This is a genomic window from Georgenia deserti (genome assembly GCF_042680605.1).
GTDB classification, from domain to species: Bacteria; Actinomycetota; Actinomycetes; order Actinomycetales; family Actinomycetaceae; genus Allobogoriella; species Allobogoriella deserti.
Window position 1 is genome coordinate 267609 of sequence record NZ_JBHUEE010000005.1, and the last position, 16089, is coordinate 283697.

14 protein-coding genes are annotated in these 16089 nt (G+C 69.0%); 12 read left to right on the forward strand and 2 right to left on the reverse strand.

Annotated features, from left to right (window positions below; all coding sequences use genetic code 11):
• The first annotated feature begins 129 nt into the window (after positions 1-129).
• From ACFSE6_RS11370 to ACFSE6_RS11400, 7 genes are all read left to right on the forward strand, one after another.
• On the forward strand, positions 130-996 hold the full coding sequence (locus ACFSE6_RS11370; RefSeq protein ID WP_388006726.1) for a 2-hydroxy-3-oxopropionate reductase: 867 nt from the start codon (positions 130-132) through the stop codon (positions 994-996).
• On the forward strand, positions 993-2981 hold the full coding sequence (locus ACFSE6_RS11375; protein ID WP_388006729.1) for an alpha-amylase family protein: 1989 nt from the start codon (positions 993-995) through the stop codon (positions 2979-2981). The genes ACFSE6_RS11370 and ACFSE6_RS11375 overlap by 4 nt, the downstream gene beginning before the upstream one ends.
• 92 nt (positions 2982-3073) lie before the next feature.
• The gene (locus ACFSE6_RS11380) at positions 3074-4378 is read left to right on the forward strand and encodes an ABC transporter substrate-binding protein (protein ID WP_388006732.1); all 1305 of its coding nucleotides are present in this window, start codon (positions 3074-3076) and stop codon (positions 4376-4378) included.
• A gap of 10 nt (positions 4379-4388) precedes the next feature.
• On the forward strand, positions 4389-5345 hold the full coding sequence (locus ACFSE6_RS11385; protein ID WP_388006735.1) for a carbohydrate ABC transporter permease: 957 nt from the start codon (positions 4389-4391) through the stop codon (positions 5343-5345).
• 1 nt (position 5346) lies between these two features.
• Positions 5347-6255 (forward strand): carbohydrate ABC transporter permease, encoded by a 909-nt coding sequence (locus tag ACFSE6_RS11390; RefSeq protein WP_388006738.1) that lies wholly within the window; start codon positions 5347-5349, stop codon positions 6253-6255.
• Positions 6252-7214, forward strand: coding sequence for a D-2-hydroxyacid dehydrogenase (locus ACFSE6_RS11395; RefSeq protein ID WP_388006741.1), 963 nt, complete (start codon positions 6252-6254; stop codon positions 7212-7214). The genes ACFSE6_RS11390 and ACFSE6_RS11395 overlap by 4 nt, the downstream gene beginning before the upstream one ends.
• Positions 7215-7288: 74 nt before the next feature.
• Positions 7289-7477 (forward strand): hypothetical protein, encoded by a 189-nt coding sequence (locus tag ACFSE6_RS11400; RefSeq protein WP_388006744.1) that lies wholly within the window; start codon positions 7289-7291, stop codon positions 7475-7477.
• Between the two features lie 49 nt (positions 7478-7526).
• Here the strand turns inward: ACFSE6_RS11400 and ACFSE6_RS11405 are convergent, their stop codons facing one another.
• A complete protein-coding gene (locus tag ACFSE6_RS11405; RefSeq protein ID WP_388006747.1) occupies positions 7527-8528 on the reverse strand; it encodes an endonuclease/exonuclease/phosphatase family protein in 1002 nt (333 codons plus the stop codon).
• A 95-nt stretch (positions 8529-8623) separates the two neighbouring features.
• Positions 8624-9376 (reverse strand): IclR family transcriptional regulator, encoded by a 753-nt coding sequence (locus ACFSE6_RS11410; RefSeq protein ID WP_388006750.1) that lies wholly within the window; start codon positions 9374-9376, stop codon positions 8624-8626.
• Positions 9377-9599: 223 nt separating this feature from the next.
• On the opposite strand from ACFSE6_RS11410, the gene ACFSE6_RS11415 reads away from it, so the two are divergent.
• The 5 genes from ACFSE6_RS11415 to ACFSE6_RS11435 all read left to right on the forward strand — a co-directional run bounded on the left by ACFSE6_RS11415 (position 9600) and on the right by ACFSE6_RS11435 (position 16081).
• Positions 9600-10322 carry a nuclear transport factor 2 family protein gene (locus ACFSE6_RS11415; protein ID WP_388006753.1) on the forward strand — a complete coding sequence of 241 codons (723 nt, stop codon included), beginning with the start codon at positions 9600-9602 and terminating at the stop codon, positions 10320-10322.
• Positions 10315-11406, forward strand: a complete 1092-nt coding sequence (locus ACFSE6_RS11420; protein WP_388006756.1) for an amidohydrolase family protein — start codon at positions 10315-10317, stop codon at positions 11404-11406. Before ACFSE6_RS11415 ends, ACFSE6_RS11420 begins: the two co-directional genes overlap by 8 nt.
• A gap of 41 nt (positions 11407-11447) precedes the next feature.
• Entirely contained in the window at positions 11448-12821 is a 1374-nt protein-coding gene (locus tag ACFSE6_RS11425; RefSeq protein WP_388006759.1) for an MFS transporter, read from the forward strand.
• Positions 12818-14368 (forward strand): carotenoid oxygenase family protein, encoded by a 1551-nt coding sequence (locus ACFSE6_RS11430; RefSeq protein ID WP_388006762.1) that lies wholly within the window; start codon positions 12818-12820, stop codon positions 14366-14368. The genes ACFSE6_RS11425 and ACFSE6_RS11430 overlap by 4 nt, the downstream gene beginning before the upstream one ends.
• 102 nt (positions 14369-14470) lie before the next feature.
• Entirely contained in the window at positions 14471-16081 is a 1611-nt protein-coding gene (locus ACFSE6_RS11435; RefSeq protein ID WP_388006765.1) for an aldehyde dehydrogenase family protein, read from the forward strand.
• The last annotated feature ends 8 nt before the right edge of the window (positions 16082-16089 follow it).

The following is a 16089-nucleotide window of genomic DNA, read 5'->3' on the forward strand; positions in this document are numbered from 1 at the left end:
AACCAGATGACGTGACACATCGAGAGGGCTGCGCCGGCGGTCAACGACGACGGCGCCCGGCCGGACGGTCCGCCGGGCGGCGAGCAACGGAATCCTGCGGCCGCGGCAGTTCCAGAGCAAGGAGAACGTGTGCGAATCGGATTCATCGGCCTCGGGGTCATGGGTGTGCCCATGGCACTCAACCTCATCCGCGCCGGTCATGACCTGACCGTGCACCGGATCAAAGAGCGCTCGAAGGTCCTGGTCGAGGAAGGGGCGGTGGCGGCGCCGTCGGCGCAGGAGGTCGCCCGGCGATCCGAGGTCGTCATCCTCATGCTTCCCGATACTCCCGACGTCGAGCAGGTCCTCACGGCCGAGGACGGCGTCGTCGCCGGGCTGGCGCCCGGCACGTTGGTGATCGACATGAGCTCGATCTCGCCGGTCGCGACGGTCGACCTCGCCCGGCGGGTCCACGACGCAGGTGGGGAGTACGTCGACGCCCCGGTCTCCGGCGGCGACGTCGGCGCGCGGGACGGGACGTTGACGATCTTCGTCGGCGGGAGCGACGCCGCCGTCGGGCGGGCCCTGCCTCTGCTCGACCTCATGGGCAGGACCATCACCCACATGGGCCCGGTCGGTGCCGGCCAGGCCACCAAGGTGGTGAACCAGATCATCGTGGCTCTGACGATCGAGGCCGTCGCCGAAGGGATGGCGGTCGCCGAGGCCTCAGGCATCGACCCGGCGACGGTCCGCGAAGCGCTCTCCGGCGGCTTCGCCTCGTCCCGGGTGCTCGAGCTGCACGGCCAACGCATGATCGACCGGGCCTTCGAGCCGGGCTTCCGCATCCGGCTGCATCGCAAGGATCTCGGCATCGCACTCGCGTCGGCGGAGCACTACGGCGCCGAGCTCCCGGGCACCGCGGCGGTCGCCCGCCAGATGGACCAGGCTTTGGCGAGGTCCTGGGGCGAGCTCGACCACTCCGCCCTGTTCCGGGTCCTCGACGGAGGACACGGATGAGCTCGCCGTGGTGGCACGAGCCGTTCCGGGGTGTTCAGACGAACCTGCGGGAGATCGATGCCGATCTCGATGTCGAGGCTGTCCTCGACTTCATCGAGGACTACGGCGCCGACACGTGGTTGCTGAGCGTCGGCGGGATCATCGCGAACTATCCCAGTGAACTGGACTGTCAGACGGTCAACCCGGCGCTGGCGGCTCGTGCGTCGGGCGATCTGATCGGTGACGCGGTGAGTGCTGCGCGCCGGCGCGGCATTCGCGTGCTCGCCCGCATGGACTTCTCCAAGGTCGACGCCCGGCGTGCGGAGGAGCATCCGGAGTGGTGCTTCGTCGGCCCGGACGGTCGTGCCCAGATCTACAACGGCTACCGCAGCGTCTGCCCCTCGGGTGAGTACTACCAGCGGAAGATGTTCGACGTCGTGGCGGAGGTGCTCTCCCGGTACGACGTCGCCGGATTCTTCTTCAACATGATGCACTTCAACGAGCGGGACTATTCCCGCCGGTACCACGGGGTGTGCCACTGCACGTCGTGCCTGAGCGCGTTCCGCTCCTACGCGCCCGACGTCGAGCACCCCACCGGGCCCGACTCGCCCGGTTACCAGGTGTGGCGCTCGTGGTCCGCCGGCGTGCTCGACGACCTCAACACCCGGATGCGCGAGCACATCTCCGAGCTGGACCGTGACGTGGCGCTGATGCTGCGCGAGAGCGCGCACATCACGTACCACGAGGCGAACAACGCCGTCGGGCGGCCGTTGTGGCACCACCTGACCTCGGAGTCGGTCAGTGCGCACCGGTCACGGGACCGAGATCGCACCGTGTACGTCAACTGCACCGCATTCGTCGACATGCCGTATCGATGGGCCGGTGAGGACCCGAACCACGTGGCCCAGTATCTTCTCCAGGCCATGGCCCACGGTGGGCATCCCTCGACCTACCTCATGGGCACACCCGAGACGGCGCGGTACGAGGGGCTCGAGGTCGGCCGGAGCCTGACGCGCTTCCACCGCGACCACGCCAGCCTCTACGCCGGCCTGCGCTCGGGCGCTCGCGTCGGGCTGGTCCGGCCGCACGGTGGTTCGCACGATGCTCGCAGGCTCGCCGAGTTCCGCGGGTGGTACCAGTGTCTGGTCGAGCAGCACGTGCCCTTCGACGTGCTCGAGCAGAGTGCGCTCGACGGCATCGATCCGCAGCAGTACGACCTGGTGATCCTCGCGGATCTGGGGCCGCTGGCCCCGCACGGCGTCGCCGGCGTCGAATCGTTGCTCGAGCAGGGATCTGCCGTGGTCGCCACCGGGGACTCCGCCTGGTCCCGAGGGGAGCTGCAGGTTCCCGGCGCCGGTTCGCTCGCCCGATGGAAGGCGGAGTACACCACCGAGGAATCGCTGTTCGGCCTGCACATCCCCGTCGATTCCTCGGGTGACTACGTCCCGGCGGTCGGGGGATTCGGTGTGCTCGAGCCGTCATCCGAGGCCGAGGTGGACTGGCGGGCTCTCGGGCGCGCGCTCTACGGGCCACCGGAGAAGTGCTACGGCCACGTGCCGGTGCCGCATCCCGGGTGGGTTGCCGGCCGGGTCGGTCGCGGCCGGCTCGCTGTGGTGCCGTGGCGGCCCGGTCAGCTCTATCACGAGCTCGGGCTCACACGGGTGCGCGATGCGGTGGTCGCGAAGGTGTTCACGTTGACCCGCAGTGGCCGCCAGGTGGAGGCCGAGCTGCCCGCCCAGGTTCAGGTCGTCCTCGGGACGAACCGGGCGGGAGCCACCGTTGTGCACCTGCTGAACCGTTCGGGGGATGCACCTCAGCGTTTCGTCGAACCCGTGCCGGTCCCGGCCGGCCGGCTGCGTGTGCGGACGCCGGCAGACCCCGTGATCGCCCGTGCCCAGGTGTCCTCGGAGGACCTGAGCTGGCACCGCGAGGGCGATGTCGTGGTGTTCCGGACACCTCGAGTGGGCCTCTTCGAGGTTCTCGAGATCCAGTGGAGTAACAACTAGACGTGCATACTTGACAGACAATCTAGATGTGGCAACAGTGGGGCGTACCCGATCGGATCGGGCCCTGCACCTTCCAATGACGGGAGAGAACGATGCGTGTGCTGAGTCGACGACACCTGCTCGCGGCCGCGGGCGCGGCGATGGGAGCCGGTGTCCTGTCCAGTTGTTCCGGCGTCGCGGGTAGCGCAGGTGGTGGCGGTGGCGGCAACGCCGGCCGCTCCGTCCGTTATGCGTTCTGGGGCAACAACGTCCGCCAGGAGAACTACCAGGCCGCCTTCGACGAGATGGCCGACGAGCTCCCCGACATCAACCTCGAGCTCGAGTTCGCGGAGTACAACGCCTACCGCGAGCGGATGACGACGCAGATGGCTGCCCAGAACGTCGCCGATGTCTTCTGGGTGCCCTCACCCGACGTGCTCACCTATCACGCCAACGGGCTGTTCCGGCGGGTCGACGATCTCGAGACGCTGGACCTGTCCGACTTCAGTGAGGACGACATCCGTGATTTCGAGCTCCAGGGTGAGCTCAACACCGTGCCGTTCGGCATCCACGTGCCGGTGGTCCGATACAACCGGACCTTCGCCGACGAGGACGGCGTCGAGCTTCCGGACGAATGGGACTGGAACGATCTCGCCGAGATCGCCCGCGACTACACGAACAACAACTCCCACGGCCGCAAGGCCCTCTCCTACCGGGTCGACCACGACCACTCGGTCCAGAACTGGCTCCGCCAGCACGGGGAACAGCTGTGGAGTGAGGACGGCGGACTGGGGTTCACGGCCGAGACGCTCGCCGAGTGGATCGCGTACTGGGAGAACCTGCGCCAGGCGGGCGCCACGACCACGGTCAGTGAGCAGGACGGTGTCGAGCCGAGCTGGACCGACATCGGCGACTCGATCCTGCTGCATCTGGGCAACGCCAACCACGCCATCGACGAGGCCGACATGTTCCCGGACTTCGACTTCGGCCTGAAGCATCCGCCGATCGCACCGGACGCCCCGGAGGGTTTCCGCTTCCTCTACATGCCCCGAATGGCCGTCTACGCGAACGCCGCGGACGAGGTGCTCGAGCCGGCCGGTGAGGTCCTCAGCTACTGCATCAACAACACCACCATGCTGCGGCACGTCGGCCTGACCATGGGAACCCCGATCAATCCCCGTGTGGCGGAGGAGTACCGGGAGTTCGCCAGCGACATCGAGCTCGAGATGCTCGAGGTCGGCGAAGCCGACCGTGCGGCCACGCGCGACCCGGTGTACGAATCGCCCCCGGGTGCCAGCGAGTGGCGAGTGACGCTCCGCCGTGTGGTCGAGGGCATCATCAACGGCGAGACCGGCATCAGCGACGGTGCCCAACAGATCGTGGACGAAGTCCAACGCAACATCGATCGGGCGAGCTGAGTTGGTCACCATGGCACAAGCCGCAACTCACGCGGCGCCCGCGCCGCAGGGTGCGGCATCAGGGCCGCACTCGGATCCGCCCCGGCGGCGCTCGTTGACGCGACAGGACGGCGTCGCCCACATCTTCATGACGCCCTGGCTCCTCGGTCTGGTCCTGGTGACCGCCGTGCCGATGCTGGCCTCGCTCTACCTGTCGTTCACCGACTACAACATCCTCTCCAGTCCGACGTTCATCGGGGCCGACAACTACGAGCGGCTGACCGCGGATCCGCGGTTCTGGAACTCGGTCCGGGTGACGGTGACCTATGTGCTGGTCTCGGTGCCGCTTCAGCTGGCCTTCGCCCTGGCGCTGGCGCTCATCCTCGATCGCGGTCTGCGCGGACTGACCATCTACCGCAGCGCCTACTACCTGCCCTCGCTGCTGGGTGGGTCCGTGGCTGTGGCGGTGCTGTGGCGGCAGGTCTTCGGGCACGACGGCCTGGTCAACCAGGTACTCGACCTGTTCGGCGTTCACGGCTCCAGCTGGCTGCAGAACCCGTCGACGGCGTTGGGCACTCTCATCGTGCTCAACGTGTGGACCTTCGGTTCACCGATGGTCATCTTCCTCGCGGGTCTGCGGCAGATACCGGAGGAGTACTACGAGGCCGCACGAGTCGACGGCGCGTCGATCTGGCGCCAGTTCCGTTCCGTCACGGTGCCGCTGCTGACGCCGATCGTGTTCTTCAACCTCATCCTGCAGACGATCGGCGCCTTCCAGGCCTTCACGCAGGCGCACGTGGTGAGCGGCGGTACCGGTGGGCCGTCCGACTCGACGCTCTTCTACACCTTGTACATCTACCAGAACGCCTTCGTGAACTTCGACATGGGCTACGCCGCGGCGCTGGCCTGGGTGCTGCTGCTCGTGATCGCCGTGATCACCGCCGTGCACTTCGCGTTGTCGAAGTTCTGGGTGTTCTACGGAGACTGAGATGGCACAACAGACCGTGGCCCCCGCGCCGTCCGAGACACCCGCGCACGAGCGCGCGCACCTGCCCGCGTCCATGAGCGGAAGGCGCCGCCGGAACAGTGTGCTCCGCCACGCGGGGCTCATCGCCTTCGGCCTCTTCATGCTGTACCCGCTGCTGTGGATGGCGGTCAGCGCCTTCAAACCCGGGCACCTGGTCCTGACCGACCCGAGCCTGATCCCGACCGAGCTCACCCTCGAGAACTTCCGCCGAGGGTGGCAGGTCGGCAGCTACAACTTTCTCGTCTTCTTCGGGAACTCGCTGGTGGTCGCCGCCAGCTGCATCATCGGCAATCTCTTCGCCTGCTCCGTGACGGCCTACGCGCTGGCACGCCTCGATTTCCGTGCCCGACGGTTCTATTTCGCCATCGTGCTGGTCTCGGTCATGCTTCCGATGCACGTGACGATCATTCCGCAGTACATCATTTTCTCGAACCTCGGCCTGGTCAACACCTTCGTTCCGCTGATCCTGCCAAAGTTCTTGGCGACCGACGCATTCTTCATCTTCTTGATGGTCCAGTTCATCCGGGGGATCCCCCGCGAGCTGGACCAGGCCGCCTGGATCGACGGCGCCGGACCGTTCCGGGTCTTCTGGTACGTCATCCTTCCGTTGATGCGCCCGGCGATGATCACCGCGACCATCTTCACGTTCATCTGGACCTGGAACGACTTCTTCGGGCAACTCATCTACCTCACCGACAACGCCGTCTTCACCGTTCCGGTCGCACTCAACGCACTGGTCGACTCCGAGACCAACGAGGGCGTGGGGACGCTGATGGCGATGTCGTTGCTGTCGCTCATCCCGATCCTGTGCTTCTTCGCCTTCGCCCAGAAGTACCTCATCCGCGGGATCTCGACGACGGGCCTGAAATGAGCGCCGTCATCCTCGTCAAGGCGCCCGCGGATCCGGGCCTCGAGCGGGTGCGCGAGGTCGCCCGCCACTGCCCGGTCGTCGAGGTGGACGAGCTCAGTACAGGTGCGTGCCGGCGTGCCGGCGTCGCTCCCGCGGACGTCGGCGCGGTGCTCGGCGCGACACCGCACGCGGACGATCTGGCGTTCCTGCCCTCACTGGAATGGGTCCACAGCCGCACGGCCGGCGTCGACTCCTGGCTGGACACGGGTGCACTCCCGCCAAGGGTGCGATTGACCTCGGCGGCGGGCAACGGCGCCATCCCGCTCGCGGAGCACGCGTTGATGTTGATGCTGATGCTCAGCCGGAACGCGCCCCGATGGTTGGCAGCGCAGGCGCGCGCCGAGTGGGACCGATACACCCACGGGGAGCTCACCGGCGCCACGCTCGGCATCGTCGGCTACGGCAACAGCGGGAAGGACCTGGCGCGCAAGGCCCAGGCGTGCCACATGAACGTCCAGGCGCTGCGGCGTACGGACGCGGGCCCGGCCGACGGCGACGTGCGGCTGCGCTACGGCACGGACGGCCTGGCCGCCGTCCTGCGCACCAGTGATTACGTCGTGGTCACCGCACCCCTGACGGCGCAGACCAGGAACCTGATCGGTGCCGAAGAGCTTCGGGCTATGCGGACCGGCGCGTTCCTCGTGGTCGTCTCGCGAGGCGGAATCGTCAACGAGCAGGCACTCGTCGAGGCGCTGCGCTCCGGCGAGCTGGCCGGGGCGGGCCTGGATGCCCACGAGCACGAACCGCTCCCGGCCGACAGTCCGCTGTGGACCCTGCCGAACGCGATCATCACCCCGCACAACGGCGCGACGACGCCGTTGACGGGCGAGCGCGGCCGCCAGATCCTGCTTGACAACGTCGCTCGGTGGGTGAGTGGCGAGCCGTTGCGCAACGTCGTCGACGTCGAGCACGGCTACTGAGGCAGCGCAGGGCGCGGGGCCGGTGGACCGAGGCGCGGACATGGCACGTCGGGCAGTGGTCTTCCTCGGTGGGCTTGGACCGGCTGAAGAACGTCCTCGCCGCGGGTTCCGCCGTCGTGGTGTACGAGGGCCGCAGGTTCAAGGTGGACAGCCCGGAACTGCTTACCGCGGCAGAGGCGAACCCCCATTTCCCGGCGGCGGAACAGCGGATGCAGCGGGCGTTCGGGGTGAACGACTTCCTACGGGTGCGGACCGCGGCGTAGGCCCGCCGGTTCCGACCGGGGAGAGCGCGATGACGCACGACCCGCCGCGCTACTTGATTCGAAGGTCGGCGACCACGGCGGCGTGGTCGGACGGGAACTCCGCGCCGGTGCCGACCCGCTCGTCGATCGTGCGTGCGTCGCGAACCTGGACGACCTTGCCACGGGCGTAGACGAAGTCGATGCGGTCCGGAGTCATCATCTCCAACCGCGGGCTCCACGTCATCCCCGGCGCCTCGCAGACGTCGGGGTTGGCGGCCCGGAACGTGTCGACGAAGCCCGCGTCGGTGAACTGCTCCGTGGCATTGAGGTCGTAGGACAGCCCGGCATGATCCGCACAGTGAGCCCAACGGGCGGCCCAGTCGCCGGCTGGCACGGTGTTCAGGTCACCGCCCATCAGAACGGGCTCGTGCGGTGCGGCATGGGTGCCGACGTAGTCGAGAAAGTCCGCGACGAACGCCGTCTGGCGGCGATCGGCCGCGACGATCTCCGAGGCCGGGACAGCCGGTTCGCGGCCGGCGGCGACGTCCTGGGCGTTGGCCTCGATCAGGTCACCCACCCAGGGGTCGGTGTAGTTGCTCCACATGGTGAAGGCGTTGATCACCCGCCCGTCGCCGGCGATCACTCGGGCGCCGCCGATGTGGAAGGCATCGGTCTCCTCATCACCGCTCGGTGCCGGGAACACGGTGTCGACGTCGAAGTGGGTGAAGAGCCACAGATTGTCATCTCCGGTCGAACTGGGCGTGATCTGGACGCCCGTCCAGTCCTCGCCGGTGGACTCCTCGAGTCCGGCAGTGATCGCCTCCCCGGCGCCGTAGGTCTCGACGGAGAAGAACACGTCAGGGGCCACGTCCACGATCTGCTCGATGACGGCGTCACGATTGGCCGCGTCCTCCCACGTATCGTCCAACCCGCCGTGGTAGATGTTCCACGCCAGCACCCGGACCTCGGTCGGCGGGCCGGCGTGCGGGGGAGGTTCTGCTGCGGCGGGAGCCGCTGCAAGGACGGTGGCGGTGGTGAGCAGCCCGGCGAGTGCGGTTCCTCTGAGGTTCATCACGCCGGGAAACGTAGAACTCTGTGATGAACGCCCATGCATCCTCACGCCAACGCCGGTTGAACCCGACCGTGAACGACCGGGACGCCGCCCGGTCAGTGACTGCCCCGCAGCCTCCGCTGGATCTTGTGCGCGTGCGGCTCGAGAGCCGTCGCGACCGCGCGGGCCTCCTCGGAGGTGGTGATGCGTGCCCGTGGCGCGGAGACCACCAGTGAGGCGCGGGGGAGACCGAGCCCGTCGAGGATCGCGTGCCCCACGGCGACCACCTCCTCGTCCGCCTCACCGATCTGGATCGCCCACCCGCGCTCGCGGACCCGGCCGAGCTCGGCCAGCAGGTCGTCCCACGTGGTGATCGCCGACCATGACACCTGCGGCAGGCCCCGGGTGGGAAAGCGGCGATGCAGTTCGTCCGGGGCAAGCGCAGCGAGCATCGCCAGCCCTCCCGCGGTGGCGTGCGCCGGGAGCGTGCGGCCCAGGGGTGTCGCCACCCGCACCGCCCGATCGCTCTCGAGCGTCTCCACGAAGCGGACGTCGCGGCCTTCGAGGACGACCACGCTGACCGTCTCTCGCAACTGCTTGGCCGCCTTACTGAGCTGCGCGGCGCCCGCGTCACGCAGCGCCGTCGCCCGTGAGAACGCGAGCGAGAGTTCCTGCAGCACCGCCCCGCTCTCGTACGTCCCGCCCGAGTCCTCCTGCCGGGCGAAGCCCATCTCGCAGCACGTGGTGAGCAGCCGGTGCGCCGTCGAGGGGCTCACCCCGAGCTCGCGCGCCACCTCGGTCAGACTCACCCGCCCGCGTTGCCCGAGCAGCTGGACCACCCGCAGCGCCCGCTCGGCCGAGCGCAGCACCGGTCTGGAGTAGTTCCGTACCGAGGAAATCCGTCCGCCTCCAAACCGCGTCATCGCGCCGTTCGCGCCGTCGTCGGCGCTGCAGGTGAGTATCGCATTTCTGCTGAGCGGAACCTTCGAGGAACGTCCTTGTTCGCCCGCGCCGCCCTTGGTGGGATCACGGTACTGCTCGGACGGAACGGCCCGGCCGACCCGTCGACTCACACCTGACGAAGGAGTTGTGATGAGTCTGGACACCGCGACCGACGTGGCCGCACGCGTCGAGGAACTCGCCCACCGCATGAGCATCCTCGAGGCCCAGCAGGCGGTCCGCCGCCTGCAGCACCAGTACGGCTACTACCTGGACAAGTGCCTGTATCAGGAGGTCGTCGACCTCTTCGCCGACGACGGCGAGGTCAACTTCTGCGGCGCGCGCTTCATCGGCAAGGCGGGCGTGCGGCGCCTGTACGTCGGCCGGTTCCGCCAGCGGTTCACCGCGGACCTCAACGGACCGCGTTTCGGGTTCCTCCTCGACCACCCCCAGCACCAGGACGTGATCACCGTCGCCGAGGACGGCCTGTCCGCCAAGGGCCGGTTCCGTTCCCTCATGCAGGCCGGTCTGCACGAGGACGCCAAGGACACCTTCCCCGGCCACGCCTCGATGGAGCAGTGGTGGGAGGGCGGCATCTACGAGAACGAATACGTCAACGACGGCGGTGTGTGGAAGTTCAAGGTGCTCAACTACCGGCCCGTCTGGCACGGCGAGTACTCCACCGGCTGGGCGCACCAGCGGCCGATGCAGATGAACTTCGAGACCTACCCGGACGACCCGACCGGGCCGGACGAGATCCGCGGACCGGGCTATGAGTTCTTCCCGAACACCGAGGTCTTCCCGTTCCACTACCCGCACCCGGTCACCGGCGAGACGGTCACATCCGAGGACGACGAGGCGGCCCGGCATGCCTGAGGACGCCGGCGGCGCCGAGCGTGACTATCTGCGCATCGCCACCGAAGAGGCCTACGCGCCACCGGAGATGATCGACCTCTACCGGTCCCACCTGGCCATGGATGGCGTCGACGACGTCGGCTTCACCAGCCTCATGGGGTACTTCCTCGGCTCGGAGCACCCCCAGCCGCGCGCCGTCGTCGAACGGCTCCAGGACGCAGGCGAGCGGCGTATCGAGGACATGGACGCGGCCGGCATCGACCACCAGGTGCTCGCGCTCACGGCCCCGGGCACCCAGATCCTCGACGCCGAGGAAGGCGCCCGGATCGCGCGGATCGCCAACGACCGGCTCGCCGAGGCGTGTGCCGCCCGCCCGGACCGGTTCTCGGCGCTGGCGGCGGTGTCCTACGAGGACCCGGACGCCGCCGTGGCCGAGCTCGAACGTGCCGTCGGCGACCTCGGGTTGAAGGGCCTGATCCTCAACAGCCATATCCGCGGCGCCTACCTCGACCATCCGCGCTTCGCACCGATCGTCGCCGCCGTCGAGGACCTCGACGTCCCGCTCTACCTCCACCCGACGACGCCGCCGAACCGGATGATCGAACCGTTCCACGAGGCAGGTCTGGACGGTGCGGTCTACGGGTTCGGCGTCGAGACCGGCCTGCACCTGCTGCGGATCATCACCTCCGGCCTGCTGGACCGGCACCCGAACCTGCGCGTCGTCGTCGGCCATCTCGGTGAGGCCCTGCCGTTCTGGCTGAACCGGATCGACCACATGCACGCCAAGCAGGTCGCCGCCGGCCGCTACGAGGCCACCGGCCCGCTGCGACAGAAGCCGTCGGAGTACTTCCGCAGCAACATCTGGATCACCACCTCCGGCATGCCGTGGGAGCCGGCGATCATGTTCACCCGCGAGGTCACCGGGCCGGACCGCGTCATGTACGCGATGGACTACCCGTACCAGTACGACGCCGCCGAAGTCGCCGCGATGGACGCGTTGGCGATGCCGGCGGCGGACAAGCGTGACTTCTTCGAGAACACGGCCCGCGAGGTCTTCCGGCTCACCGTCGAGCCGAGAGTCCCCGCGCCGCCACGCCATTCCTGACCACGGCACGGTCGACGTCGCCCACGCCGGAAGGACCACCCATGGACATCGAATCCCGCATCCGCGATGGACGCATGACCGCGTTCCAGCTCATGACCGTCGCACTGTGCATCCTGGCGACCCTGTCGGACGGGTACGACATCATCGCCATCTCACTGGCCGGCCCGCCGCTGCGCGAGGAATGGGGCGTCGACCCCGTCGCCTACGGCTACCTCCTCTCGGCCGCGATCGCCGGCATGGTGGTCGGCGCCGTCCTCATCGCCCCGCTCGCCGACCGGTTCGGACGGCGCCGGCTCGCGATCACCGGCCAGGCGCTCATCACGCTCGGCATGGCGATGGCGTGGCTGGCGCCCGGCTACCACCTCATGCTCGCCGGCCGGTTCGTCACCGGGATCGGCATCGGCACCATCACCGCCGTCATGGGCGTCCTCGTGGCCGAGTACTCCAGCCGGCGTTGGCACGGATTCATGATGGCGATGTTCTCCACCGGCCTCGGCCTCGGCGGGTTCCTCGGCGGCCTGATCGGCATGCGCCTCATCCCCACCGCCGGCTGGCAGAGCATGTTCCTCCTCGGCGCGGTCATCAACGTGGTGATCCTGGCTCTCTGCCTCGCCCTGCTGCCCGAATCCCTCCAATTCCTCGCCACCAGTCGCCGGCGCGACGCCCTGCCGACACTGAACCGGCTGCTCGTCCGGATGCACCGCGAACCGATCGATCAGCTCTCGTCTACCTCCGCCGAGCAGCACACCTCGATGCGGCAGACCGCCCGGTCGATGCTGTCCACGGAACTGCTGCTCGTCACCGTCCTGCTCGCCGTCGGCTACTGCATCCTCAACGCCACGCTCTACGTCAACATCGGCTGGACGCCCGACCTCATCACCACCGCCACGGACGACACCGAGCTCGGCCTGACGTTCGGCACCCTCGCACCGCTCGGCGGCGCCATCGGCGGCCTGTTGTACGCCGTCGTCTCGCTGCGGGTGCGCAGCCACCCGCTGACCGTCGCCGCCCTCGCCCTCGGCACCGGGGGAGCGGCGCTGCTCGGCATCACCCTTCTGCGGGGCGAGACGATCCTCATCGTCCCGCTGACCATGTCGATCGGCTTCGGCGCCGCCATCGCCGGCTACTACGCGCTCATCCCCGCCGCGTACCCCACCCGGATCCGGTCCTCGGCATTCGGGCTGCACATCGGCCTCGGCCGGCTGGCCGCGACTCTCGGACCGTCGGTCACCGGCCACCTCGTCGCCGCCGGCTGGGGCGCGAGCTCGGTCTTCCTGGCCATTGCCGCGCTGCTCGCCGTCGCCCTCATCGCCCTGCTTCCCATCCGGGCGGCGATCCGGCGCGGTCCGGACGCCCTGCCGTTGTCCACTGCTGAGCCGGCGAGCGCCACCGTCATCGAGAGGAGTACCCCGTGACCCACCACACTCGTCCCCAGGACGACGCCGCGGCCGAGCGGATCCGCTGGACGCGCGTTGAGCCCAAGGAGCCGATCCGCGAGCCGGACGTGTGGCCCACCGTCCGGTTCCCCGAGCCCGCGCACCCCTTCGACGCGCCGGTGCGGGTCGAGGCGGACATCCGCGGCCTGGAGTGCATCCAGGGGGAGGTTCCGGCCCATCTGGACGGCACCTTCTACAAGGTGGTCTGCGACCGGCAGTTCCCGAAGTTCGTCGACGAGGGGACGCTGGGCAACTTCAACGACGACGGGATGGCCATCTCGTTCCGGTTCCACAAGGGCCGGGTCGACTACAAGAGCCGGTTCATCCACACCCCGCGGTTCGACGCCGAACGGGCCGCCGGGCGGGCGCTGTTCGGCCTGTACCGCAACCGGCTCTCCGACATGCCCGAGGTGGAGGGGATGCCGCGCGGGCTGGCGAACACCAACGTCTTCTTCCACGGCGGCAAGCTGTACGCCGCGAAGGAGGACTCGCCGCCGATCATCCTCGATCCGGACACGTTGGAGACCGTCGGGCACGACGACTTCGAGGGGTCGCTGACCTCGCAGACGTCGACGGCGCACCCGAAGATGGATCCCCGCACCGGGGAGATGGTCTTCTTCGGTTACTCCGCCAAGGGCGAGACCACCCGGGACGTCGCCTACTACGAGGCGGACGCGAGCGGGCAGATCATCCACGAGACCTGGTTCAAGGCGCCGTACTCGTCGATGCTGCACGACTTCTGCGTGACCCAGAACTACGTCATCTTCCCGGTGATCCCGATCCGCAGCGAGCTGGAGTGGCTGCAGAAGGGCGAGCCGATCTTCCAGTGGGACCCGGACGAGAGCGTCTACCTCGGCGTCATCCCACGCAAGGGCAAGGGTGAGCAGATCCGCTGGTTCGAGGGCCCGAACCGGTTCGCCAGCCACATGATGGGCGCCTACGACGACGGCCGTCACATCTACATCGACACCCCGGTGGGGGACTCGTCTTACTTCCCCTGGTTCCCGATCATCGACGGCCGCGCCCACGACCCGGACACCTCCAAGGGCTTCCTCTCCCGCTGGACCATCGACCTCGCGGACGAGAACCGGACGTTCACCGAGCGGCGGATCTCGAACAACCCGGCGGAGTTCCCGCGGATGGACGATCGCTACGAGACGCTGGAGTACCACTGGGGCGTCGTCGGGCTCACCGAGCTGCCCGGCCATCAGGCCCCCGGCGGCGGATTCCGGTGGGTCTCCGCCGTCGACCTGACCACCGGGAAGCAGCAGATCTACTACCCGGGCGACCACGCGACGGTCGGCGAGCCGATCTTCGTCCAGGGGGACGAGAGCGCGCCGGAGGGGCACGGCTACGTCTTCGTCATCGTCTCCCGGCGCGACATGATGCACTCGGAGCTGGTCATCCTCGACGCCCAGCACGTCGACCGCGAACCGGTCTGCACCCTGAAGGTGCCGCTGCGGATCCCGCGCGGCCTGCACGGGAACTGGGTCACCGCCGAGGAGTTGGCGGCCCGGACCGACTAGATCACGCGGGCCTGTCGCCCACGACACTGACGACGGCGCATGCCGGGGCTACGTTGGCACGGCGGGCGCCACGGGCCCGGCCTCACGACGAAGGAGTTGACCATGTCTCTGGCCACGACAGCGGGCCACGCGCACTGGGCGGACGACGGCGCACCCACGCAGGCAGGCGGGCGGCTGTGGCCGGCACTCGATGGACTGCCGGCCGCGACCGCCGTCGGGGCGGCCGAGGCGTCCGCCGAATCGAGCGCCGAGCCGTTACCGGTCGACGACCCAGCCACCGGGAAAGTCGTCGGCTGGTGCATGCCCACCGACGACGCCGGAATCCAGGCCGCCGTGGCCCGCGCCGCCGAGGTCTTTCCCGGGTGGGCGGCGCGCTCGCCGCAGGAACGCGCGGCGGCGATCGTGGCCGGCGCGGAGGCGATCGAGAGCCGCGCCGGCGAATTGACGGAGATGGTGGTCGCCGAGGTCGGCAAGCCGGCGTTCGAGGCCGCCGGTGACGTCCGCGGTGGCGCGCACCTGCTGCGGGCGTTCGCGGCGATCGCCGAGGAGGCGGCGGCGCTGCACGACCTGACCGGCCAGGACGGGACCGGCGGCGCGGACGAGGTGCTCGTCCACCGGAGCCCGCTGGGCCCAGTCGCGGTGATCACGCCCTGGAACACGCCCGTCTACCTCACCATGAACTGCGTGGCGCCCGCGCTCGTGGCCGGCTGCACCGCGGTGGTCAAGCCGGCCGAGGCGGCCCCGCTGGGGGTGACCGCCGCGCTGCGGCTGCTCGCGGCCCAGCTGCCCGACGGCGTCCTCCAGGTGGTCCAGGGCACCGGGCCCGACATCGGCACGGCACTGACCTCGCACCCGGCCGTGCGCGGGGTCACGTTCGTCGGCGGCGTCGTGGCGGGCCGACAGGTGCTCTCCTCGGCCGCCGAGACGATCAAGAAGGTCTCGCTCGAACTCGGCGGGAACGACCCCGCCCTGGTGCTGGCCGATGCCGACCTCGGCGAAGACACGCTGCGCGAGATGATCGCCGGCTGCTACGCGGTCAGCGGCCAGGTGTGCTTCAACATCAAACGGATCTACGTCCACCGCTCCCGGCACGAGGAGTTCGTCGAGAAGTTCACCGCGCTCGTCGACCAGCTCGTGCTCGGGCCGGGCGCCGCCGACGGCGTCCACCTCGGGCCGCTGACCACGCCAGGCGGGTACGCCAACGCGCGCCGGCTGCTCGAAGCCCTCGCCGGGGACGACGTGCATCTGCATGAGGGTGGCCGGGTTCACCCCGACGCGGACCTCGACCGTGGGCGGTACATCCGGCCGACCGTGGTGACCGGCATCGCCCGGGACCACGAGCTCGTGCTCAGCGAACAGTTCGCGCCGATCATCCCCATCATCCCGGTTGAGGATGACGACGACGCGATCGCCGAGGCGAACCGCACCGAATACGGCCTCTGCTCCTCGGTCTGGTCCGCCGACCCGGACCACGCGCGGCAGGTCGCGCGCCACATCGAGGCCGGCAACACGTTCGTGGGCGCCCACCGCGTCGGCGCCAGCCCACCCCTGGTGCCGTTCGGCGGCGTCAAGCAGTCCGGCCTGGGCCGCAACCATCTCATGCACGCCATCGCCGAGTGCACCGAGGAGCACGCCATCATTCGTTACGACCGGCCTTCGGAGCAGATCCGCGGCATCGACCCGTGGCGTTCGGTGCGGCTTCCCGCGGAGTAGGCAGTTCT